This is a genomic window from Enterobacter cloacae complex sp. IR5418 (assembly GCF_049238105.1).
Lineage (GTDB): Bacteria > Pseudomonadota > Gammaproteobacteria > Enterobacterales > Enterobacteriaceae > Enterobacter > Enterobacter hormaechei.
On the sequence record NZ_JBMKHS010000018.1, the window covers coordinates 19,322 to 42,609 of the forward strand.

Below are 23,288 nucleotides of genomic sequence, written 5' to 3' on the forward strand. Positions count from 1 at the left end.
CTTTACAGCTTTTGCGTTGCCAAAATATGTTCGCCCGATAATATAGGCGTCCTGAATATTTGAGGCGAACATGATCAAGCGACAACGCAACGCTATCCTGCTTGTAGCCCTGGCCTGCCTGGTGGTGCTGATATGCACCGCCCAGCGGATGGCCGGGATGCACGCGCTTGTCATGAACGTCACCGCCGCAAGCCAGTCTGTCCAGCAGGGTCAGGAGAGTGCCGACGCCCCGGTAACCCCGTGTGAGCTAAGCGCCAAGTCGCTGATGTCGGTCCCGCCTGTTTTGTTTGAAGGCGCCCTGATTGCCGTCACCCTGCTGCTGGCGTTGCTGGCAGCCAGTCCGCCGCGGCGTGAACGTCAGTGGCCTCCTCGCGTTATCTCCCCGCCCCGGTTACGGGTACATCTGCGATTATGCGTCTTCCGTGAATGAGCCTTCGCCTGTCACTTCAGGTTAATTCATCATTTACGGAGAAAATTTATGTTTACTGTATTCAGGCGACTGCTGGTCTGCCTGCTTTGGCTATGGCTGCCCCTCAGCCAGGCTGCCGACAGCGGCTGGCTGCGCGCCGCCGATAATCAACACGCCAGCGTCAGGCTGCGTGCACAACCCGAGAGCAGCGGCGAAACTCGCCTGCTGCTGGACGTCGCCCTGCAAAAAGGCTGGAAAACCTACTGGCGCTCGCCGGGCGAAGGCGGCGTCGCACCCGCGATTAAATGGCATCAGCCCGTCGAGGCAAACTGGCGCTGGCCTGTGCCGCAGCGTTTCGACGTCGCGGGCATCACCACGCAGGGCTATCACGGCGATGTCAGCTTTCCCATCACCCTGCGGGGCGACGTTCCGAAGATCCTGAGCGGCGTGCTGACGCTCTCCACCTGTAGCAACGTCTGTATTCTCACGGACTACCCGTTTTCGCTGAACCTGACCGCATCCGCAGAAGCTGGTTTTGATTACGATTTCAGCCGGGCCATGGGCACCCTTCCGCTCAGTGGCGGGTTGACCTCAACGCTTAACGCCACCTATGCCCCCGGCAAGCTGACCGTGACGGCACAGCGTGACGCAGGCTGGCAGGCGCCGTCGCTGTTTATCGACGGCATGGACGACGTTGATTTCGGCAAGCCGACCCTCGACGTACGCGGTGATTCACTGGTCGCCACCGTGCCCGTGACGGACAGCTGGGGCGAAGCCGCCCCCAACCTCAGCGGAAAAACCCTGTCGCTGGTTCTGGCCGATAGCGGCCAGGCGCAGGAGTCCCGCGTGGATATCCAGCCGGGCAGCGACGCCCCCGCGTTCTCGTTAGGCTGGGTGCTGCTGATGGCGCTGGCTGGCGGCCTGATCCTTAACGTCATGCCCTGCGTACTGCCCGTGCTGGCCATGAAGCTGGGCACGCTGATGCAAACCGGGCTACAGGGGCGCGGTCAGGTACGTCGACAGTTTCTTGCGTCGGTCGCCGGGATCGTCATCTCGTTCCTCGCGCTGGCGCTGATGATGACGGTATTACGTTTAGGCAATCAGGCGCTTGGCTGGGGGATCCAGTTCCAGAATCCGTGGTTTATTGGCGCGATGACGCTGGTGATGGTGCTCTTCAGCGCCAGCCTGCTGGGGTTATTTGAAATCCGCCTCCCTTCCGGCGCCAGCACCTTCCTCGCCACGCGTGGGGGGAACGGGCTTGCGGGTCATTTCTGGCAAGGCGCGTTTGCCACGCTGCTGGCGACGCCCTGCACCGCGCCATTCCTGGGGACGGCGGTCTCGGTCGCGCTGGCGGCGCCGCTTCCCCTGCTGTGGGGGATCTTCCTGGCGATGGGTATCGGCATGAGCCTGCCGTGGCTGCTGGTGGCGGCCTGGCCGGGGCTGGCCCGAAAGCTGCCGCGACCGGGACGCTGGATGAACGTTGTGCGCCTGGTGCTGGGGCTGATGATGCTTGGCTCCTCGCTGTGGCTGCTCAGCCTGCTGACGGTGCACGTTGGCAGCCTGCCCGTTATCACGCTGGGCGTACTGCTGATCCTCGCGCTGCTGCTGGCCACCGCCTGGCGCTACCGCTGGCAAACGGCCCTGCGCGCCGGAGCATTCGCTGTCGTGGTAGCCGGGGCGGTCGCGTTTGTTTCCGGCTCCGGTGGCGAGAGTTCCCGCCGCGATCGTATTCACTGGCAGCCGCTCAGCGAGCAGGCCATTACCCGCGCGCTGGCGGAGAACAAACGAGTGTTCGTCGACGTAACCGCCGACTGGTGCGTGACCTGTAAAGCCAATAAATACAACGTGCTGCTGCGTGACGACGTGCAGGATGCGCTCTCCGCCCCGGACGTGGTCGCCCTGCGCGGCGACTGGAGCCGCCCCTCCGATACCATCAGCCAGTTTTTAACCACGCGCGGCAGCGCCGCCGTGCCGTTTAATCAGATCTACGGACCGGGATTACCGCAGGGCCACGTGCTGCCTGCGTTGTTAAGCCGCGAAGCGGTGCTGAGCACCCTGTCCGATGCGAAAGGAAAATAACATGCGTACGATTATCGCCTTACTGCTGCTCTCTTTAACGACCTTCAGTTTTGCTGCGTCGACAGAGGGCAATGCCGATGACCAGCTGGCCGCACTGCTGTTCAACGATCCGGCCAGCCCGCGAACCGGCGCGACATCGCCGAAGCTCACCATCGTCTCCTTCACGGACTACAACTGCCCTTACTGCAAGCAGTTTGACCCGATGCTGGAGAAAATCGTGCAGGAAAATCCCGACGTGCAGCTCATCGTCAAACTGCTGCCGTTCAAGGGGCAAAGTTCGGTGAATACCGCTAAAGTGGCGCTCTCAACGTGGCAGCAGGCGCCGGATAAATTCTGGGCGCTGCATCAGCGGCTGATGATGAAAAAGGGCTATCACGATGACGCCAGCATTGCCGCCGCGCAGGTGAAAACCGGAACGGACGACATTAAAACGGATGATAAGACCATGGACAGCTTAAAGATGAACCTGATCCTGGCGCAGGTACTGAATATTCAGGGCACCCCGGCGACCATTATCGGTGACCAGATGGTGGCGGGCGCAATCCCGTATGACGACCTGGAGGGGCTGGTCAAAGAACAGCTGGCAAACGCCCATGGCAAGTAAGCTGCCGCGCCTGCTGCGCGAGCTGGCCGTGTGGCTGCTGATTGGCGTAGCCGTGAGCCTGGCGGTGGACTATTACCGCCAGCCCGCGCTGCCGCAGAATTTCTCCGCGACGCGTCTGCACACCCTCGACGGCGAGACCGTCGATCTTGCTGCCATGAGCGAGGAGCGTCCGCTGCTGGTTTACCTCTGGGCGACATGGTGTGGCGTCTGCCGCTACACCACGCCATCGGTGGCGGCGCTTGCCGCGGACGGGGGTAACGTGATGTCGGTTGCGCTGCGCTCGGGCGATAACGCGATGCTCGAAAAGTGGCTCAGGAAGAAGAAGGTGACGATGCCCACGGTCAACGACGCCAGCGGAGAACTGGCGCGTCAATGGGACGTTCAGGTGACGCCAACGCTGGTGGTGATCTCTCACGGTGAAGTGAAGTCGATCACCACCGGCTGGACCAGCCGCTGGGGAATGCGCCTGCGGCTGTGGCTGGCGTCGTAGCGTTACTTCCCGCCAGCCAGCTCCAGGAAGCTCCCGGTAACATAGGAGGCTTTGTCGCTCAGCAGCCAGGTTATGGCCTGGGCGACCTCCTCCGGCTGACCGCCACGCTGCATCGGTAACATCGACTTCACCCGATCCACACGCCCCGGTTCACCGCCGGAGGCGTGAATATCGGTATAAATCAGGCCTGGCCGCACGCAGTTAACGCGAATGCCCTGCGCCGCCACCTCCAGCGCGAGGCCGGTGGTCAGGGAATCCACCGCCCCTTTGGAGGCAGCATAATCCACATATTCCCCCGGCGCGCCCAGCCGTGATGCCGCCGAGGAGACATTCACAATCGCGCCCCCTTTGCCGCCGTGTTTATGCGACATGCGCTTAACCGCCTCACGGCAGCAGAGAAAATAGCCGGTGACGTTGGTAGTCAGCACGCGGTTGATACGTTCAGCGGAGAGGTTTTCGATCGTGGATTGTTCAAACAAAATCCCGGCGTTATTTACCAGCGCGGTGAGCGGTTCACCTTCGCGATCGATGCTGTCGAACATCGCCATCACCTGTGCCTCATCGCTGATATCCGCGCGCACGGCAAAGGCTTTTCCCCCTGCTTCAACGATGTGATTAATCACATCCGTCGCAGCCTTGATGTTGTGATGATAATTTACCGCAACGGTGTAGCCTTCGCTTGCCAGCTGTAGCGCGGTGGCTTTACCAATACCCCGGCTGGCGCCGGTGACCAATGCAATTGCCATTCTTTTCTCCCAATAAAAAAGCCGGGTAGCGGCTTCGCCTTACCCGGCCTACGTTACTACAGGATCACCGTTACTGGTATTCGCTCATCGGCACGCAGGAGCAGAACAGGTTACGGTCGCCGTAAACATCATCAAGACGTTTCACGGTTGGCCAGTATTTGTTTGCCATACCTGCCGGGAAGACAGCCAGCTCGCGGGTGTAACCGTGGTTCCACTCTGCCACCAGTTCGTTCTGGGTATGCGGCGCGTTAACCAGCGGGTTATCTTCCAGCGTCCACTCCCCGCCTTTTACGCGGTCGATTTCGCTGCGGATCGCCAGCATCGCGTCGATGAAGCGGTCCAGCTCCACCTTGCTTTCAGACTCGGTCGGCTCAACCATCAGCGTACCCGCAACCGGGAAGGACATGGTTGGCGCATGGAAACCGTAGTCGATCAGGCGCTTGGCAATATCCAGCTCGCTGATGCCTGTCTCTTCTTTCAGAGGACGAATATCGAGGATGCATTCGTGCGCCACGCGACCGTCGCGGCCAGTGTAGAGCACCGGATAGGCATCCTTCAGACGCGTTGCGATGTAGTTAGCGTTGAGGATCGCCACCTGGCTGGCCTGCTTCAGCCCTTCCGCGCCCATCATGCGGATGTACATCCAGCTGATTGGCAGGATAGAGGCGCTACCGAACGGTGCCGCAGAGACCGCGCCCTGACGGGTCAGCATGCCTTCAATCTGCACCACGCTGTGGCCCGGCACAAACGGCGCCAGGTGTGCTTTAACACCGATTGGCCCCATACCCGGGCCGCCACCGCCGTGCGGAATGCAGAACGTTTTGTGCAGGTTCAGGTGCGACACGTCCGCGCCGATAAAGCCCGGAGAGGTAATACCCACCTGAGCGTTCATGTTCGCGCCGTCGAGGTAAACCTGACCGCCGAACTGATGCACCACCTCACACACTTCACGGATAGTTTCTTCGTACACGCCGTGGGTGGACGGGTAGGTCACCATGATGCAGGAGAGTTTGTCGCCCGCCTGCTCGGCTTTAGCGCGCAGGTCGGCCAGGTCGATATTGCCGTTTTTATCGCAGGCCACGACCACCACTTCCATCCCCGCCATCTGGGCAGAGGCCGGGTTAGTACCGTGGGCAGAGCTTGGGATCAGACAGATATCACGGTGGCCTTCGTTGCGGCTTTCGTGATAGTGACGGATCGCCAGCAGACCGGCGTATTCACCCTGCGCACCGGAGTTCGGCTGCATGCAGAGCGCGTCGTACCCGGTCAGCTTCACCAGCCAGTCGGAAAGCTGGTTGATCATCATGTGATAGCCTTCCGCCTGCTCAGCCGGGCAGAACGGGTGCAGCTCGGAGAATTCAGGCCAGGTAATTGGGATCATCTCAGCTGCGGCGTTCAGCTTCATGGTGCAGGAGCCCAGCGGGATCATCGCCTGGTTCAGCGCCAGATCTTTGCGCTCCAGAGAGTGCATATAGCGCATCATCTCGGTTTCGCTGTGGTAGCGGTTAAACACCGGATGCGTCAGGATCGCGTCGTCGCGCAGCATGCTTTCCTGAATGGAGCGGCTGTCGAGCGCAACCTCTTTGTCGAGCGTATCCACGTCCAGACCGTGGGCGTCACCCAGCAATACGCTGAACAGGGTCAGGATATCGTCACGGGTGGTGCTTTCGTCCAGCGTAATGCCGACCGCATTGTGGATGTCGCTGCGCAGGTTGATTTGCGCTGCCTCGGCGCGCGCCAGCACGGCCGCTTTGTCTGCCACTTCCACGCACAGGGTATCGAAGTAGTACTCATGACGCAGCTTGAGGCCCTTCTGCTGGAGGCCGCAGGCCAGAATATCGGCCAGGCGGTGAATGCGGCTGGCAATGCGCTTCAGGCCAGCCGGACCGTGGAATACCGCGTACAGGCTGGCAATGTTAGCCAGCAGGACCTGCGAGGTACAGATATTGGAGTTCGCTTTCTCGCGGCGGATATGCTGCTCGCGGGTCTGCATCGCCATGCGCAGCGCGGTGTTACCGGCGGCATCTTTCGATACGCCGATAATACGGCCTGGCATGGAACGTTTAAATTCATCTTTCGCGCCAAAGAACGCCGCGTGCGGGCCGCCGTAGCCCATCGGCACGCCGAAACGCTGGGCTGAGCCGAAGACAATGTCCGCGCCCTGCTTGCCCGGCGCCGTCAGCAGCACCAGCGCCATAAAATCGGCGGCGACGCTGACGATCACTTTGCGGGATTTCAGCTCGGCAATCAGCGCGCTGTAGTCGTGCACTTCACCGGTGGTACCCACCTGCTGTAACAGCACGCCGAAAACGTCCTGGTGATCCAGCACCTTATCAGCGTCGTCGACAATCACCTCAAAGCCGAAGGTTTCCGCGCGGGTGCGCACCACGTCCAGCGTCTGCGGATGCACGTCCGCCGCAACGAAGAAGCGGTTGGCGTTTTTCAGCTTGCTCACGCGCTTCGCCATTGCCATCGCTTCGGCGGCGGCGGTGGCTTCATCCAGCAGTGAGGCGGAAGCAATGTCCATACCGGTCAGATCCAGCGTCACCTGCTGGAAGTTCAGCAACGCTTCCAGACGGCCCTGGGAGACTTCTGGCTGATACGGGGTGTAAGCGGTGTACCAGCCCGGGTTTTCCAGCATGTTGCGCAGGATCACCGGGGGTAACTGCACGTTGGTGTAGCCCATGCCAATGTAAGACTTATAGCGCTTGTTCAGGCCCGCGATAGCCTTCAGCTCCGCCAGCGCGGCGAACTCCGTGGTGGAATCGCCTACCTGCGGCGGCGTGGCAAGCTGGATGTCTTTTGGCACGATCTGGCCGATCAGTGCCTTTAATGAATCCGCGCCAACTGTCTTTAGCATCTCCTGCTGTTGCTGAGCATCCGGCCCAATGTGACGTTCAATGAAGGCGCCACGGTTTTCAAGCTGGCTTAAAGTCTGTGTCATGAGCGATGGTTCCTGAAACGTGCAGTGAATCGTAGTTATCTGTAACGCTGTTGCCCGGTGGCGCTAACGCTTACCGGGCCTACGTTGACTACCCTCTCCCCAAAGGGGAGAGGGTAATGGCTTATTCGTCTTCCAGTAGTGCTTCGTACGCGGTCGCATCCAGCAGCGCGGCAACCTGCGCTTCGTCGCTGGCTTTGATCTTGAAGATCCAGCCACCTTCATACGGCTCGCTGTTCACCAGCTCCGGGGAGTCGCTCAGCGCGTCGTTCACGGCAACAATTTCACCGCTCACCGGGGCGTAGATGTCAGAAGCCGCTTTCACGGATTCCGCCACCGCACAGTCGTCGCCTGCGCTTACGGTTGCGCCCACTTCCGGCAGATCAACAAACACCATGTCGCCCAGCAGCTCCTGCGCGTGCTCGGTGATCCCAACGGTGTAAGTGCCGTCCGCCTCTTTGCGCAGCCACTCGTGTTCTTTGCTGTATTTCAGTTCTGCTGGCACATTGCTCATTGAAGTTCTCCTGATAAAAATAGTTAGGCGACCGGCTTACCGGCGCGAACAAAAATCGGTTTGGTCACGTTGACCGGCATTTCGCGGTTGCGGATCTGCACCACCGCCGTTTCGCCAATGCCCGCTGGCACGCGTGCCAGGGCAATACTGTAGCCGAGCGTCGGGGAGAACGTTCCGCTGGTGATCACGCCTTCGCGATGATTGCCATCGGCATCGGTGAAGCGCACCGGCAGCTCGCCGCGCAGAACGCCTTTTTCTTTCATCACCAGACCAACCAGCTGTTCAGTGCCCTTCTCACGCTGCATCTCCAGCGCTTCACGACCAATGAAGTCACGGTCAGCCGGTTCCCACGCGATGGTCCAGCCCATGTTGGCGGCCAGCGGAGAGACACCTTCGTCCATCTCCTGACCGTAAAGGTTCATACCCGCTTCCAGGCGCAGCGTATCGCGCGCGCCCAGGCCCGCAGGCTTCACGCCCGCTTCCACCAGCGCACGCCAGAAATCGGCCGCTTTCTCATTCGGCATGGCAATTTCATAGCCCGCTTCACCGGTGTAGCCGGTGGTGGCAATAAACAGATCGCCCGCCTGCACGCCGAAGAACGGCTTCATGCCTTCGGTGGCTTTGCGCTGCTCGTCGCTGAACAGAGAGGCGGCTTTCGCCTGGGCGTTTGGCCCCTGCACCGCAATCAGCGACAGATCGTCACGGACGGTAATGTCGATGGCGTAAGGTTCAGCGTGTTGGGAAATCCAGGAGAAGTCTTTTTCGCGGGTGGCGGAGTTTACAACGAGGCGGAAGAAATCTTCGGTGAAGTAGTAGACGATAAGGTCGTCAATTACGCCACCCGAGGCATTGAGCATGCCGGTGTAGAGCGCTTTGCCCGGCGTCTTCAGTTTAGCGACGTCATTTGCCAGCAGATAACGCAAAAACTCCCGGGTGCGGCTTCCACGCAGGTCGACAATCGTCATGTGAGACACGTCGAACATACCGGCATCGGTGCGCACCGCGTGGTGCTCATCAATCTGCGAGCCGTAGTGCAGCGGCATCATCCAGCCGTGGAAGTCCACCATGCGGGCGCCGCATAACACGTGCTGTTCGTACAAAGGAGTCTGTTGAGCCATCTTTTCCTCGTTGAAAAATTCACCGTGAAACCCGGTGTCGGCCTCGCGATCGGGGGCCGACGCAAACGTTCTCTTTTACCTGAACTTACCACCGAAACCGGCGGTTAACCATAAGGTAAAACGGGTCATCACATTAGCTTATGACTAAAAAACGCTGAAAAGCCTACAGAATTATTCACTGGGAAAATGCGATTAGACCCGCATAAAATTAACAATGATCTAACAGGATTTAGCAGATGGTGACATTTCGTGCGGAAAAACGGGCCGAATTTCCGTAACATAAAAACAGTAAGATTAGATTTTCTAATGCGAAAAATGACGTGAAATTAGATTATTTCAAACGAGGAAATTTCCCCGGCGCGGAGGCCGGGAAAATAAAGTGTGACGGGGATCGAGATTAGCGTAACCAGTCGGGAAGATCGTTGAGGCCCATTGCCTGACGGAGAAGCTGCGGTTTTACGCCGGGAAGGGTATCGGCCAGCTTGAGGCCGATATCGCGCAGCAGTTTTTTCGCCGGATTTGCTCCAGCAAACAGCTCGCGGAAGCCCTGCATACTCGCCAGCATCATCGCCGCGCTGTGTTTGCGGCTGCGCTCGTAACGACGCAGATACAGATGCTGTCCAATGTCTTTGCCTTCCCGATGCAGACGACGCAGCTCTTCAACCAGCTCCGCCGCGTCCATAAAGCCGAGGTTCACCCCCTGCCCGGCCAGCGGATGAATGGTATGCGCCGCATCGCCCACCAGCGCCAGACGGTGCGCCGCAAACTGACGCGCGTAGCGACCGGTTAACGGAAACGTCTGGCGTTCGCTTTCAAGCGAGCACAGTCCCAGACGGTTATCAAACGCCACGCATAGTGCCTGACTGAAGGCATCCGGTGTCGCCTCCTGCATCTGCTGCGCTTTCTCCGGCTCTAAGGACCAGACGATGGAGCAAAGATGCGGATCGGCAAGCGGCAGGAAGGCCAGAATGCCGTCATTATGGAAAATCTGGCGCGCCACGCCGCCGTGCGGCTCTTCGGTGCGGATTGTGGCCACCAACGCGTGATGGCGGTAATCCCAGAAGGTCAGCGGAATATCGGCTTTGTTACGCAGCCAGGAATTGGCGCCGTCGGCGCCCACCACCAGACGCGCGGTCAGCATGTCGCCGCTTTCAAGGGTGATAAACGCGTCGTTTTCGCCCCACGCCACCTGCTGAAGCTTCGCGGGGGCAATCAGCGTGATGTCGCTGCCCTGCTGCGCTTTACGCCACAGGGCGTGGTGGATCACCGCGTTCTCGATGATATGTCCGAGGTGGCTGTAGCCCATGCTTTCATCGTCAAACGCGATGTGACCAAAGCTGTCTTTGTCCCACACTTCCATCCCGTGATAGCAACTGGCACGCTGCGCCACGATCTCAGACCAGACGCCGAGGTGCGTCAGTAACTTTTCGCTGGCCGCGTTGATCGCCGAGACGCGCAGCGCTGGCGGTGCATCCTGCGCCACAGGCTGCGGCGCGTTTTGCTCAAGCACGGCCACGCGCAGGCCACTGCCCTGTAAACCACAGGCCAGCGCCAGTCCTACCATTCCGCCGCCTACAATGGCGACATCAACATTTTGCACGGTGATAACTCCTTAACGCGCGACCCAACCCAGGGTCCGCTGCGCCAGCACGTCACGTGCCGGAATGAACAGTTCCATCGCCATCAGCCCAAGGTTGCGACCCGCAACCAGCGGTGCCCAGCGATTGGCAAACAGGTGGACTAAACCATCGGTGACGCCAATGGTCGCCGCTTTGTCCGACTGGCGTCGTTTCTGGTAATGACTCAGCACTGAGTATGCACCACAATCCTGCTGCTCGCGCCACGTCTGCGCCAGTAGCTCAGCCAGGCTCATCACGTCGCGCAGGCCAAGGTTGAAACCTTGTCCGGCGATGGGATGCAGCGTCTGCGCGGCATTGCCGACCAGGGCGACGCGGTGGGAGACTGTCTGCGATGCGGTGGTCAGTGAGAGCGGATAGGCCACGCGTTTTCCGGCGTGGGTGATACGCCCAAGCCGCCAGCCGAAGGCCTTTTGCAGCCCGGAGCAAAAACGTTCGTCGGACCAGGAGAGAACCTCATCAGCCCGATCCTGCGCATGGCACCACACCAGCGAGCAGCGCCCGTTCGACATCGGCAGCATGGCCAGCGGGCCGTGCTCCGTGAAGCGTTCAAATGCCCTGCCGTTATGCGCGCCAGCCGTGGAAACGTTAGCGATGACCGCCACCTGCCCATAGGATTCAGAACGCCATTCGACGCCGCACTGCGTGGCGATCGCGGAGCGTGATCCATCCGCCGCCACCAGCAGTTGCCCCTCCAGCGTGGTGCCGTTATCCAGCGTCACGCTGACGGCCTCATCACGGCGGCTAAAGCTGGCGACGCGCGCCGGACAGTGCAGCGTGACGCCAGGCGCGTCCTGCAACAGACGGAACAGCCGCAGCCCCACGTCATGCAGCTCAACAACCTGCCCCAGCGCCTCAATCCGGTAGTCGTGGGCATCCAGCGTCACAAACCCGGCGTGCCCGCGATCGCTGACGTGAACGGTGTCGATCGCCGTCGCGCAATCCGCTATCGCCTGCCAGATCCCAATGCGCGCAAGCTGCTGACAGGTTCCCTGCGCCAGCGCGATGGCGCGGGCGTCGAAACCGGGATGATCGGTCGACAGTGGCGCGATCGCCTCAACCAGATGCACCGGAAGCTGGCCCTGGGTTAACTGCGAAATAGCCAGCGCCAGAGTAGCGCCGGTCATGCCTCCGCCAACGATGATCACGCTCATACGCGTGCCGCCGCCATCAGCGCCTCGATGTCGTCAGCTTTTTTCACCACGGTCGCGGTCAGATTTTCGTTACCGGTTTCGGTGATGACGATGTCATCTTCGATACGAATGCCGATCCCGCGGTACTGCTCCGGCACGTCGGCATCCGGCGCGATGTACAGCCCCGGCTCGACGGTCAGCACCATGCCCGGCTCCAGCACGCGCGAGCGTTCCGGGCCGTATACGCCCACGTCATGCACATCCAGCCCCAGCCAGTGGCTCAGGCCGTGCATAAAGTACGGACGATGGGCGTTTTCAGCAATCAGCGTGTCCACATCGCCTTTCAGAATGCCGAGCTTCACCAGCCCGGTAATCATGATGCGCACCACCTCGCCCGTAACCTCCTGAATGGAGGTGCCCGGGCGGAACAGCGTCAGCGCGGTCTCCAGAGACGCAAGCACGATGTCATAGATTTCTCGCTGAGCAGGCGTGAACTTGCCGTTCACCGGGAAGGTACGGGTGATGTCACCCGCGTAACCCTGATACTCACAGCCAGCGTCAATCAGCACAAGATCGCCATCGCGCAGTTCACATTCGTTTTCGGTGTAGTGCAGGATGCAGCCGTTTTCCCCGCCACCAACAATCGTGTTGTAGGACGGGAAGCGCGCGCCGTGACGGTTAAATTCGTGATGGATTTCCCCTTCAAGCTGATACTCGAACATGCCGGGACGGCACTTTTCCATTGCGCGGGTATGCGCCAGGGCGCTGATTTCGCCCGCGCGGCGCAGCACGTTGAGTTCTTCTTCAGACTTGAACAGGCGCATCTCATGCACCACCGGACGCCAGTCCGTAAGCGTTGCGGGCGCAGACAGATTCTGGCGCGAACCTTTACGCAGCTTATCCAGCGCGGTGAAAACAATCTCATCCGCATATGCGTATTCGCCCTGCGCGTGGTAGAGCACGTCCAGACCGTTCAGCAGTTGATAAAGCTGCTGGTTAATTTCGCTAAAGGCCAGCGCGCGGTCCACGCCCAGCTTTTCCGGTGCGGCCTCTTGCCCTAAGCGGCGACCAAACCAGATTTCAGCCGTCAGATCGCGCACGCGGTTGAAAATCACGCTGTGGTTGTGGGTGTCATTGCTTTTAATCAGCACCAGTACCGCTTCCGGCTCGTTAAACCCGGTGAAGTACCAGAAATCGCTGTTCTGGCGATAGGGATATTCGCTGTCGGCGCTGCGCGTTACTTCCGGCGCGGCAAAAATCAGGGCAGCGCTTCCCGGCTGCATTTTTGCCAACAGAGCCTGACGGCGGCGAGAATACTCTTGACTGGAGATAACCATGACACCCTCCTGTGCGTTATTTTTCTTAATGTAATGTTGGCTTGCGAACTTCCGGCGCGGTCGGCTGCGAGCGCGTAAAGTTGTCGTGGCACAGCAGCGCCGCCACGCGCACGTACTCGATGATCTCTTCGAGAGACATCTCCAGCTCTTCCTGATCTTCGTCTTCGTCGTAGCCGAGCTGAGCGATGTTACGCAGATCGTCGATCGCTTCACCCGCTTCGCCGGTCACTTTATCCAGTTTAGGCTGGGTTACGCCCAGGCCAAGCAGATAGTGGTTTACCCAACCCGCGAGCGCATCGGCGCGATCGAAGACGCTGACATCGTCGCCTTCAGGCAGATAAAGCTGAAAAAGAAAGCCATCGTCTTCCAGCGAGTCGCTGGTTGCGGCGTGCATTTTACGCAGCGCTTCCGCCAGTTCGTGGCCAAACGCCAGCCCTTCGTTGGTGAGGTCGTGGATCAGCGGCTGCCATGAGCTGTCGCTGTTTCCGCCGCACAGTATGCCGCTGATCAGACCGTGCATTTCGGCAGGGGTTAAACCGACTCCCTGCTGGTTCAGTAACTGGTTTAAATCCTTGTAACCAGGCATTTCGTTCTGTATAGACATACGCATTCGTCATCAAAGGGAGGATATTCATGATATGCTACCACTTTGGACCCTGGTGATACCAGAAAAGGGCTTGTATCTTCACATCAGGGTAGCTATAGTGTCGCCCCTTCGCAGCCCCCGGGGCAGTAAGCGAAGGCAGCGCAGTCAATCAGCAGGAAGGTGGCATGTCTGCACAACCCGTCGATCTCCAGATTTTTGGCCGTTCACTGCGAGTGAATTGTCCGCCTGAACAAAGGGATGCCTTGAATCAGGCTGCGGACGATTTGAATCAGCGGTTGCAAGATCTAAAAGAACGCACTAGAGTCACAAATACTGAGCAGCTGGTTTTCATCGCCGCGTTGAACATCAGTTATGAACTGACTCAGGAAAAAGCGAAGACCCGCGACTACGCGGCTAGCATGGAGCAGCGCATTAAAATGCTCCAGCAGACCATAGAACAGGCATTGCTTGATCAAGGTCGCAATCCCGAAAGACCGGGACCAAAGTTTGAATAACACTTCGCAGTTGACTATGGTAGAGTAACTGTGAAGACAAAATTTCTCTGAGATGTTCGCAAGCGGGCCAGTCCCCTGAGCCGATATTTCATACCACAAGAATGTGGCGCTCCATGGTTGGTGAGCATGCTCGGTTCGTCCGAGAAGCCTTAAAACTATGACGACACATTCACCTTGAACCAAGGGTTCAAGGGTTACAGCCTGCAGCGGCATCTCGGAGATTCCCTCTTTCTTCTTCTACCCACAACCATGACTCCATTCCCTGAAGTTTCTGCCTCACGCCAGGATATTCGTCAGCTCATTCGCCAGCGTCGTCGCGCCTTAAGTGCCGAACAACAAGCCCACTTTGCGCAGCAGGCCGCCGCCCGCATGATGGCCTATCCGCCTGTAGTGATGGCCAACACCGTCGCACTGTTTCTGTCGTTTGATGGCGAACTGGATACCCAACCCCTTATCGACCAGCTCTGGCGCGCGGGGAAAAAGGTTTATCTGCCAGTGCTGCATCCATTTAGCCCAGGCAATCTGCTGTTTCTGCACTACCATCCGCACAGCGAACTGGTGGTGAATCGTCTGAAAATCACCGAGCCGAAACTCGACGTGCGTGACGTGCTGCCGCTTTCTGAGCTGGATGTGCTGATTACGCCGCTGGTGGCGTTTGATGAGCAGGGTCAGCGATTAGGCATGGGCGGGGGTTTCTATGACAGAACGCTGCAAAACTGGCAGCAGTACGGGTTGCAGCCGGTGGGCTATGCGCATGATTGCCAGGGCGTGGAGGCATTACCCGTGGAGAAGTGGGATGTGCCGCTGCCAGCGGTGGTGACGCCCAGTAAAACCTGGACCTGGTAGAACAAAGCCGGGTGGCGGCTACGCCTTACCCGGCCTACATAAATCCTCGAACATTGTAGATCGGGTAAGCGCAAGCACCACCCGACACAACAAACCGCACCATCAGTACAACAGGCGCGCGCGAATCGTCCCTGGAATGGCCTTCATGCTCTGCAATGCTTTCTCGGCAATGTCTTCATCCGCTTCAATATCAATGACCACATAACCCATCTGCGAGTTGGTTTGCAGATACTGCGCGGCGATGTTAACGCTCTGCTCGGCAAAGATCTGGTTGATGGCAGTCAGCACGCCCGGACGGTTCTCGTGGATATGCAGCAGACGGCGGCCACCGTGCAGCGGCAGAGAGACTTCCGGGAAGTTCACCGCAGAGAGCGTAGAACCGTTGTCGGAGTATTTGCTCAGCTTACCCGCCACTTCCAGGCCGATATTCTCCTGCGCTTCCTGCGTAGAACCGCCGATGTGCGGCGTCAGGATCACGTTGTCAAACTCGCACAGCGGAGAGGTGAACGGATCGCTGTTGGTAGCTGGCTCCGTCGGGAACACGTCGATGGCCGCCCCCGCCAGATGTTTACGCTTCAGCGCATCGCACAGCGCAGGAATATCGACCACCGTACCACGCGCGGCGTTGATCAGCAGTGAACCTGGCTTCATCAGCGCCAGCTCTTCCGCCCCCATCATGTTTTTAGTGGACGCGTTTTCCGGCACGTGCAGGCTGACCACGTCGCTCATGTTCAGCAGGTCAGAAAGATGCTGCACCTGCGTCGCGTTACCTAGCGGCAGCTTGCTTTCGATATCGTAGAAAAACACGTGCATACCGAGGGATTCCGCCAGAATACCAAGCTGCGTACCGATGTGGCCGTAGCCGATGATACCCAGTTTTTTACCACGCGCTTCGTAGGAGCCCGCGGCCAGCTTATTCCACACGCCACGGTGCGCTTTGGCGTTAGCTTCCGGAATGCCGCGCAGCAGCAGCAGCAGCTCGCCAATCACCAGCTCCGCCACGGAACGGGTGTTAGAGAACGGGGCGTTAAAGACCGGGATACCGCGTTTTGCGGCGGCATTCAGATCAACCTGGTTGGTGCCGATGCAGAAACAGCCGATCGCCACCAGCTTTTCTGCCGCAGCAATAACGTCTTCAGTCAGTTGGGTACGGGATCGCAGGCCAATGAAATGGGCATCACGGATGGACGCTTTCAGCTCTTCAGTGTCCAGCGCGCCTTTGTGAAATTCGATGTTGGTGTAACCTGCTGCACGAAGGCTATCGATTGCTTTTTGATGCACGCCCTCGACCAGCAGGAATTTAATTTTGTCTTTCTCCAGTGATACCTTTGCCATTTCCCCGACCCTGTTTTTATCTGAACTGATGTTGTGCTGGATATAAATCCCGTGCAGCCAACATATCAAAAAAAACTATTGCAGCAATATGAACGTTTGCGTCGGTACTCTGAAGAAAAGTCATACAAGGCAAAATGGCAGAGGAAAATGCTGCGGAAATTTACGAACGTGGCAGGATCGGCAAAAGAGGCGGAAAAACGTGACACAAGTCACCGAATTTAGCTTTTCAAAATTTTTTTAGCGGGGGGAGCGCTCCCCCCGTCAGATCATTTTACGATGGTTTTCACACCGTCAGCCGTACCGATCAGCGCCACGTCCGCGCCACGGTTGGCAAATAACCCTACGGTGACGACGCCTGGAATACCATTGATCGCATTTTCCAGCGCGACTGCATCGAGGATCTCAAGGCCGTGAACGTCGAGGATCACGTTGCCATTATCGGTCACCACACCCTGACGGTATTCCGGACGGCCACCCAGCTTAACCAGCTGTCGAGCCACCGCGCTGCGCGCCATCGGGATCACTTCGACCGGCAGCGGGAAATTACCCAGAATATCAACCTGCTTGGAGGCGTCCGCGATGCAGATGAACTTGTCCGCGACGGAAGCGATAATTTTTTCGCGGGTCAGCGCCGCGCCGCCGCCTTTGATCATCTGCATGTGGCCGTTGATTTCATCCGCACCATCAACGTAAATGCCCAGACGGTCCACTTCGTTAAGGTCGAAAACGGTAATGCCAAGGCTTTTCAGCTTTTCCGTGGAAGCATCGGAGCTGGAAACCGCGCCCTCGATCTGCCCCTTCATCGTGCCCAGCGCATCGATAAAGTGCGCCGCCGTCGACCCCGTACCAACACCGACAATGGTACCTGGCTGTACGTACTGGAGAGCGGCCCATCCTACTGCTTTTTTCAGTTCATCCTGCGTCATGATCGTTTTGCCTGTGGTGTGAAAACTCAGGGCGCATTATAGAACACGTCGAATGGATTTCGTCTGCCACGAAGGGAAAATTGTGTCATAGTGCAGATTAAGCAAAATTAAGGAGTCAGCCAGAGCAATGAAACGTCCGGACTACAGAACACTACAGGCACTTGATGCAGTTATTCGTGAACGCGGTTTTGAGCGCGCGGCGCAAAAGCTGTGCATCACCCAGTCCGCCGTATCACAGCGTATCAAACAGCTTGAAAACATGTTCGGGCAGCCGCTGCTGGTGCGTACCGTGCCGCCGCGTCCAACGGAGCAAGGACAAAAGCTCCTCGCCCTGCTGCGCCAGGTTGAGCTGCTGGAAGATGAATGGCTGGGTGATGAACAGACCGGCTCCACGCCGCTGCTGCTGTCGCTGGCGGTGAACGCCGACAGTCTGGCGACCTGGCTGCTGCCAGCCCTTGCGCCGGTGCTGGCCGACTCCCCTATCCGCCTGAATCTCCAGGTTGAAGATGAAACCCGCACCCAGGAACGCCTGCGCCGCGGCGAAGTGGTTGGTGCCGTCAGTATTCAGCCTCAGGCGCTGCCAAGCTGTCTGGTGGATCAACTGGGCGCGCTGGATTACCTGTTTGTCGGTTCAAAAGCTTTTGCCGAGCGCTACTTCCCGAACGGTGTGACCCGCGCCGCGCTGCTGAAAGCGCCTGCCGTCGCATTCGATCATCTGGACGATATGCATCAGGCCTTCCTGCAACAAAACTTCGATCTGCCGCCGGGCAGCGTACCGTGTCATATCGTTAACTCGTCCGAAGCCTTTGTGCAGCTTGCACGTCAGGGAACCACCTGCTGCATGATCCCGCATTTGCAGATTGAGAAAGAGTTGAAAAGCGGTGAGCTGATTGATTTAACCCCGGGGCTGTATCAGCGCCGGATGCTGTACTGGCACCGTTTTGCGCCGGAAAGCCGTATGATGCGCAACGTCACTGACGCGCTGCTGGCATTTGGGCATAAGGTTTTGAGGCAGGATTAAAAAGAAAAGCCGGGTGGCGGCTACGCCTTACCCGGCCTACGGGTTTACTGCGCTGGCTTTTCAGTCGGCTCCAGCTGGAACACCACATCCACCTGATCGTCGAACTGAATGGTTGGCTGCTCGTAGGTTTCCTGAGCAGAAACCGGTGCGGCGTCCGCTTTCATCATCCGCACCATCGGGCTTGGCTGGTAGTTTGAAACGTGGTAACGCACGCTGTAAACCGGACCGAGCTTGCTCTTGAAGCCGGATGCCAGCTGCTGCGCCTGATGAATGGCATCATCAATCGCCGCTTTACGCGCTTCGTCTTTATATTTCTCCGGTTGCGCAACGCCCAGCGAGACGGAACGGATTTCGTTCAGCCCTGCCTTCAGCGCACCATCCAGCAATGAGTTGAGCTTATCAAGCTGGCGTAAAGTCACTTCAACAGTACGCACGGCGCGATAGCCTTTCAGGATGCTTTTGCCGTTCTGGTAGTCGTAATCCGGTTGGGTACGCAGGTTCGCAGAGCTGATGTCTTTTTTCGCGACACCGTTCTGTTCCAGGAAAGAGAGGTATTGCGCAACACGATCGTCTGCCTGTTTCTTGGCGGAAGCAGCATCTTTCGCCGCCACGTTCACTTCAATTGCCAGGGTTGCAACATCCGGTACCGCATCCACGCTTGCCGTACCTGAAGTGACAATGTGCGGGCCGTTTGGCAGTTCATTCGCCTGCACCGACACCGCACCTAAACTTACTAATGCCGCCAGGGCCATCACCTTAAACTTCACTGTCATTCCTCCATGTTGCGAAGAGTGCCCTGTTAACAGGGCTCATGCCAGCAAGCTTAGCGGGTCTTGTTCAGATGTCCATAAGACAACGCTTAGTTGAACAATCCCTGTACGTGATGGATCCCCTCTTTCGCCAGCTGGAAGGCAATAAACCACATCACCAGCCCCACCAGGGTATTGATGATGCGCTGCGCTTTGGCGGTACGTAGTCGCGGCGCCAGCCACGCCGCCAGGATCGCAAGGCCGAAGAACCAGAGGAAGGAGGCGCTGACCGTACCAAGCGCAAACCAGCGTTTCGGCTCAACGTCCAGCTGTCCACCCAGGCTGCCGAGCACCACGAACGTATCAAGATAAACATGCGGGTTAAGCCACGTGACGGCGAGCATGGTGACGATAATCTTCCAGCGCCCCTGCTTCATCACTTCGGCGCTGGCCAGCTCAAGATTGCCGCTCATGGCGGTTTTCAGAGCGCCGAATCCGTACCATAACAGAAACGCCACGCCGCCCCAGGTCACCAGTGCCAGTAGCCACGGGGACTGCATCAACAGGGCGCTACCGCCAAAAATCCCGGCGCAAATCAGCAGCAGATCGCTCACCGCGCACAGCAGGGCAATCATCAGATGGTACTGACGGCGAATACCCTGGTTCATCACGAACGCATTTTGTGGACCGAGGGGGAGGATCATGGCCGCACCTAACGCAAGCCCTTGAAAATAATAAGATAGCATAACGTAATTCTCGCAGAGTTGTCCTGGAGGCAGACTATACTGCGGGAATGACATTAGAGGAAATTGATAATATTAATTGGCGATTAATATGGCTAATACAAAAAAAGCCCGGTGGCGCTAGCGCTTACCGGGCCTACGGGTGACGTTACTCGGCTTCTTTGACTTTTTTGACGTTTACGTCCATCTGCGGGTACGGGAAGCTAATGCCGTTGGCGTCGAAGTCGCGCTTAATGCGCTCCAGCACATCCCAGTACACGTTTTGCAGATCGCTGCTTTTGCTCCAGATGCGCACCACAAAATTAATGGATGACGCGCCCAGTTCGTTCAGACGAATGGTCTGCTCGCGGTCCTTCAGAATGCGGTCGTCAGAAGCGATGATGTTGGCGATCAGCGACTTCACCTGGTCGATATCGGAATCGTACGCCACGCTGACGATCAGCTCGTTACGACGCACCGGCTCGCGGGAGAAGTTAATGATATTACCCGCAATGATTTTCCCGTTCGGCACCACCACAATACGACCATCGACGGTACGCAGTGTCGTGGAGAAAATCTGTACCTGCAACACGGTACCGGCGATCCCGCCTAAATCCACATATTCACCGGAACGGAACGGACGGAAGGTGACCAGCAGAACGCCCGCCGCCAGGTTCGAAAGCGACCCCTGCAATGCAAGACCAATGGCCAGACCGGCAGCACCGAGCACAGCGATAACGGATGCCGTCTGCACGCCTACGCGCCCCAGCGCCGCAATCAGCGTAAAGGCGATGATGCCGTAACGCACCAGTGCGGAGAGGAAATCGGCGACCGTGGCGTCAATGTGTCGTGCGACCATCACCCGGTTGACCGCGTTGGATACGATACGCGCCACGATCATCCCGACAATGATGATGGCAATAGCGGCAACAATATTCACGGCGTAGCTCAGCAGTAGCGCCTGGTTGCGCACCAGCCAGTTACCCGCGTGATTGATGCTGTCTACAACATCAAGTTGTTCCATTTGTTCTTCCTTTTGCTAAACCAAAACACAAAATCTATCCCTTAAGGGGACAGGCAGGTCAGTAAAGGGTAAACAAAAAGAGCGGGTAATGCCAAACAGATCACAAAATCAGGTATTGCAGGATATTGAAAAAGCATAAAAAAAGGCCCGCATCTGCGGGCCTTCTGATGTGCTGTCAGCAGCGCAAATTACAGAACGTCGATCGCGTTCAGTTCTTTGAATGCCTGCTCCAGACGAGTCACCATGGACGTCTGTGCAGCGCGCAGCCATACGCGTGGATCGTAGTATTTCTTGTTCGGCTGGTCTTCGCCTTTCGGGTTGCCCAGCTGACCTTGCAGGTAAGCTTCGTTGGTTTTGTAGTATTGCAGGATACCGTCCCAGGTTGCCCATTGGGTGTCGGTATCGATGTTCATTTTCACTACGCCGTAGCTTACGGAATCTTTGATTTCCTGAGCAGAAGAACCAGAACCGCCGTGGAAGACGAAGTTCAGGCTGTTGTGCGGCAGGTTGTGTTTCTTAGACACGTATTCCTGAGAATCACGCAGGATGGTCGGGGTCAGAACCACGTTACCTGGCTTGTACACGCCGTGCACGTTACCGAAGGACGCTGCGATGGTGAAACGTGGGCTGATTTTGCTCAGCTCGGTGTAAGCGTAATCAACGTCTTCTGGCTGAGTGTACAGAGCAGAAGCGTCCATGTGGCTGTTGTCCACACCGTCTTCTTCACCACCGGTGCAACCCAGTTCGATTTCCAGGGTCATGCCCATTTTGGACATACGCGCCAGGTACTTAGAACAGATCTCGATGTTTTCTTCCAGAGACTCTTCGGACAGGTCGATCATGTGAGAAGAGAACAGTGGCTTACCGGTTGCTGCAAAGTGTTTTTCACCTGCGTCCAGCAGACCGTCGATCCACGGCAGCAGTTTCTTCGCGCAGTGGTCAGTGTGCAGGATAACCGGAACACCGTAGTGTTCAGCCATCTGATGAACGTGGTGCGCACCAGAGATAGCACCCAGGATAGCAGCGCCCTGAGGAATGTCAGTTTTCACGCCTTTACCTGCGATGAACGCAGCGCCGCCGTTAGAGAACTGAACGATAACCGGTGCTTTAACTTTTGCAGCGGTTTCCAGTACGGCGTTGATGGAGTCGGTACCTACGCAGTTAACTGCTGGCAGAGCGAAGTTGTTTTCTTTAGCTACCTGGAACACTTTCTGTACGTCATCACCAGTGATAACGCCAGGTTTTACGAAATCAAAAATTTTAGACATGTTGCTTAGTCCTGTATCTTCGGCCGTTAGAAAGGTGCGTGCTCTGATAAGCGCGCTGAAAATTGGGCAGGTTTCCCTGCCCCTGAATGGCTTACTTCTTAGCGCGCTCTTCGAGCATTGCTACTGCTGGCAGGACTTTACCTTCCACGAATTCGAGGAATGCGCCGCCACCAGTGGAGATGTAGGAGATCTTGTCAGCGATACCGAACAGGTCGATTGCTGCCAGGGTGTCACCACCGCCTGCGATAGAGAACGCTTCGCTGTCTGCAATAGCGTTAGCAACGATTTCAGTCCCTTTGCGGAAGTTCGGGAATTCGAACACGCCGACAGGACCGTTCCACAGGATAGTTTTTGCGTTTTTCAGGATTTCAGCCAGTTTCTGTGCAGAAACGTCACCCAGGTCCAGGATCTGCTCTTCATCTTTGATGTCGTTAACAGATTTCAGGGTTGCGGTAGCGGTTTCGGAGAACTCGGTTGCTACGCGAACGTCAGTTGGAACCGGGATATCACAGGTGCCCAGCAGGCGTTTGGCTTCATCAACCAGGTCTGCTTCGTACAGGGATTTACCCACGTTGTGGCCTTGAGCAGCAACGAAGGTGTTCGCAATACCACCGCCAACGATCAGCTGGTCAGCGATTTTGGACAGAGAATCCAGTACGGTCAGTTTGGTAGAAACTTTAGAACCACCTACGATAGCGACCATTGGACGAGCAGGTTCTTTCAGTGCTTTACCCAGTGCTTCCAGTTCGTCAGCCAGCAGTGGACCTGCACAGGCGACGTCTGCGAATTTACCGATACCGTGGGTAGAGGCCTGCGCACGGTGAGCCGTACCAAATGCATCCATGACGAATACGTCGCACAGTGCAGCGTATTTTTTGGACAGAGTTTCGTCGTCTTTCTTTTCGCCTTTGTTGAAGCGAACGTTTTCCAGAACAACCAGCTCACCTTCGGCAACTTCCACGCCATCCAGGTAATCTTTCACCAGGCGAACCGGGCTGGACAGTTTGTCTTTCAGGTAATTAACAACCGGCAGCAGAGAGAACTCTTCGTTGTACTCGCCTTCAGTTGGACGGCCCAGGTGGGAGGTGACCATCACTTTAGCGCCCTGCTTCAGAGCCAGTTCAATGGTTGGCAGAGATGCACGAATACGCGCGTCGCTGGTCACTTTGCCATCTTTAACCGGTACGTTCAGATCGGCACGGATGAAAACGCGTTTACCTGCCAGATCCAGATCGGTCATCTTAATTACAGACATGGTGAATCCTCTCGTTGATTCTTAAAGTTTTGC

General features: G+C 57.5%; 22 protein-coding genes and 1 other RNA gene. 8 read left to right on the forward strand and 15 right to left on the reverse strand.

The window, feature by feature from the left end; translation table 11 throughout:
• Positions 1 to 70: 70 nt before the first annotated feature.
• Genes ACOTX7_RS14745 through ACOTX7_RS14760 form a run of 4 tightly spaced genes read left to right on the forward strand, consistent with a single transcriptional unit; the run spans position 71 to position 3,582 of the window.
• A complete protein-coding gene (locus ACOTX7_RS14745) occupies positions 71 to 430 on the forward strand; it encodes a hypothetical protein (protein ID WP_047355205.1) in 360 nt (119 codons plus the stop codon).
• Positions 431 to 478: 48 nt separating this feature from the next.
• Positions 479 to 2,488, forward strand: a complete 2,010-nt coding sequence (locus tag ACOTX7_RS14750; RefSeq protein WP_221813593.1) for a protein-disulfide reductase DsbD family protein — start codon at positions 479 to 481, stop codon at positions 2,486 to 2,488.
• A 1-nt stretch (position 2,489) separates the two neighbouring features.
• Positions 2,490 to 3,092 (forward strand): DsbA family protein, encoded by a 603-nt coding sequence (locus ACOTX7_RS14755; protein WP_221813592.1) that lies wholly within the window; start codon positions 2,490 to 2,492, stop codon positions 3,090 to 3,092.
• Positions 3,082 to 3,582, forward strand: coding sequence for a protein disulfide oxidoreductase (locus ACOTX7_RS14760; RefSeq protein WP_221256438.1), 501 nt, complete (start codon positions 3,082 to 3,084; stop codon positions 3,580 to 3,582). The genes ACOTX7_RS14755 and ACOTX7_RS14760 overlap by 11 nt, the downstream gene beginning before the upstream one ends.
• Before the next feature lie 2 nt (positions 3,583 to 3,584).
• Here ACOTX7_RS14760 and ACOTX7_RS14765 read toward each other — a convergent pair whose 3' ends face one another.
• The 8 genes from ACOTX7_RS14765 to ACOTX7_RS14800 all read right to left on the reverse strand — a co-directional run bounded on the left by ACOTX7_RS14765 (position 3,585) and on the right by ACOTX7_RS14800 (position 13,612).
• Positions 3,585 to 4,328, reverse strand: a complete 744-nt coding sequence (locus ACOTX7_RS14765; RefSeq protein ID WP_221256439.1) for an SDR family oxidoreductase — start codon at positions 4,326 to 4,328, stop codon at positions 3,585 to 3,587.
• A gap of 70 nt (positions 4,329 to 4,398) precedes the next feature.
• On the reverse strand, positions 4,399 to 7,272 hold the full coding sequence (gene gcvP, locus ACOTX7_RS14770; RefSeq protein WP_221256440.1) for an aminomethyl-transferring glycine dehydrogenase: 2,874 nt from the start codon (positions 7,270 to 7,272) through the stop codon (positions 4,399 to 4,401).
• Positions 7,273 to 7,393: 121 nt separating this feature from the next.
• Positions 7,394 to 7,783 (reverse strand): glycine cleavage system protein GcvH, encoded by a 390-nt coding sequence (gene gcvH / locus ACOTX7_RS14775; protein WP_006811885.1) that lies wholly within the window; start codon positions 7,781 to 7,783, stop codon positions 7,394 to 7,396.
• Positions 7,784 to 7,806: 23 nt separating this feature from the next.
• Positions 7,807 to 8,901: a glycine cleavage system aminomethyltransferase GcvT gene (gene gcvT / locus ACOTX7_RS14780; protein ID WP_221256441.1), complete on the reverse strand. Its 1,095-nt coding sequence runs from the start codon at positions 8,899 to 8,901 to the stop codon at positions 7,807 to 7,809.
• Positions 8,902 to 9,298: 397 nt separating this feature from the next.
• On the reverse strand, positions 9,299 to 10,501 hold the full coding sequence (gene ubiI, locus ACOTX7_RS14785; RefSeq protein WP_205921488.1) for an FAD-dependent 2-octaprenylphenol hydroxylase: 1,203 nt from the start codon (positions 10,499 to 10,501) through the stop codon (positions 9,299 to 9,301).
• Between the two features lie 12 nt (positions 10,502 to 10,513).
• A complete protein-coding gene (gene ubiH / locus ACOTX7_RS14790; protein WP_221256442.1) occupies positions 10,514 to 11,692 on the reverse strand; it encodes a 2-octaprenyl-6-methoxyphenyl hydroxylase in 1,179 nt (392 codons plus the stop codon).
• Positions 11,689 to 13,002 (reverse strand): Xaa-Pro aminopeptidase, encoded by a 1,314-nt coding sequence (gene pepP, locus ACOTX7_RS14795; RefSeq protein WP_221257284.1) that lies wholly within the window; start codon positions 13,000 to 13,002, stop codon positions 11,689 to 11,691. The genes ubiH and pepP overlap by 4 nt, the downstream gene beginning before the upstream one ends.
• Before the next feature lie 31 nt (positions 13,003 to 13,033).
• A complete protein-coding gene (locus ACOTX7_RS14800; RefSeq protein WP_072265689.1) occupies positions 13,034 to 13,612 on the reverse strand; it encodes a YecA family protein in 579 nt (192 codons plus the stop codon).
• 167 nt (positions 13,613 to 13,779) lie between these two features.
• Here ACOTX7_RS14800 and zapA point away from each other — a divergent pair, with 167 nt between their 5' ends.
• The 3 genes from zapA (at position 13,780) to ACOTX7_RS14815 (ending at position 14,955) form a co-directional block, all read left to right on the forward strand.
• Positions 13,780 to 14,109, forward strand: coding sequence for a cell division protein ZapA (gene zapA, locus ACOTX7_RS14805; protein ID WP_006811891.1), 330 nt, complete (start codon positions 13,780 to 13,782; stop codon positions 14,107 to 14,109).
• A gap of 41 nt (positions 14,110 to 14,150) precedes the next feature.
• Positions 14,151 to 14,334, forward strand: a non-coding RNA gene (gene ssrS, locus ACOTX7_RS14810) — 6S RNA.
• Between the two features lie 24 nt (positions 14,335 to 14,358).
• The gene (locus ACOTX7_RS14815) at positions 14,359 to 14,955 is read left to right on the forward strand and encodes a 5-formyltetrahydrofolate cyclo-ligase (RefSeq protein WP_221256443.1); all 597 of its coding nucleotides are present in this window, start codon (positions 14,359 to 14,361) and stop codon (positions 14,953 to 14,955) included.
• A 102-nt stretch (positions 14,956 to 15,057) separates the two neighbouring features.
• On the opposite strand, the gene serA is transcribed toward ACOTX7_RS14815, so the two are convergent.
• A complete protein-coding gene (serA, locus tag ACOTX7_RS14820; protein WP_032674039.1) occupies positions 15,058 to 16,290 on the reverse strand; it encodes a phosphoglycerate dehydrogenase in 1,233 nt (410 codons plus the stop codon).
• Between the two features lie 266 nt (positions 16,291 to 16,556).
• Positions 16,557 to 17,216: a ribose-5-phosphate isomerase RpiA gene (gene rpiA, locus ACOTX7_RS14825; protein WP_047355196.1), complete on the reverse strand. Its 660-nt coding sequence runs from the start codon at positions 17,214 to 17,216 to the stop codon at positions 16,557 to 16,559.
• Between the two features lie 127 nt (positions 17,217 to 17,343).
• On the opposite strand from rpiA, the gene argP reads away from it, so the two are divergent.
• On the forward strand, positions 17,344 to 18,237 hold the full coding sequence (gene argP, locus ACOTX7_RS14830; protein WP_003860089.1) for a DNA-binding transcriptional regulator ArgP: 894 nt from the start codon (positions 17,344 to 17,346) through the stop codon (positions 18,235 to 18,237).
• A 44-nt stretch (positions 18,238 to 18,281) separates the two neighbouring features.
• On the opposite strand, the gene ACOTX7_RS14835 is transcribed toward argP, so the two are convergent.
• The 5 genes from ACOTX7_RS14835 to pgk form a co-directional block, all read right to left on the reverse strand.
• Positions 18,282 to 19,004, reverse strand: coding sequence for an oxidative stress defense protein (locus tag ACOTX7_RS14835; RefSeq protein ID WP_032674040.1), 723 nt, complete (start codon positions 19,002 to 19,004; stop codon positions 18,282 to 18,284).
• 92 nt (positions 19,005 to 19,096) lie between these two features.
• Entirely contained in the window at positions 19,097 to 19,732 is a 636-nt protein-coding gene (argO, locus tag ACOTX7_RS14840; RefSeq protein WP_221256444.1) for an arginine exporter ArgO, read from the reverse strand.
• 145 nt (positions 19,733 to 19,877) lie between these two features.
• Entirely contained in the window at positions 19,878 to 20,732 is an 855-nt protein-coding gene (gene mscS, locus ACOTX7_RS14845; protein ID WP_006811897.1) for a small-conductance mechanosensitive channel MscS, read from the reverse strand.
• Positions 20,733 to 20,920: 188 nt separating this feature from the next.
• Positions 20,921 to 22,000 (reverse strand): class II fructose-bisphosphate aldolase, encoded by a 1,080-nt coding sequence (fbaA, locus tag ACOTX7_RS14850; protein WP_006811898.1) that lies wholly within the window; start codon positions 21,998 to 22,000, stop codon positions 20,921 to 20,923.
• A gap of 91 nt (positions 22,001 to 22,091) precedes the next feature.
• Positions 22,092 to 23,255 (reverse strand): phosphoglycerate kinase, encoded by a 1,164-nt coding sequence (gene pgk / locus ACOTX7_RS14855; protein ID WP_003860077.1) that lies wholly within the window; start codon positions 23,253 to 23,255, stop codon positions 22,092 to 22,094.
• Positions 23,256 to 23,288: the final 33 nt, after the last annotated feature.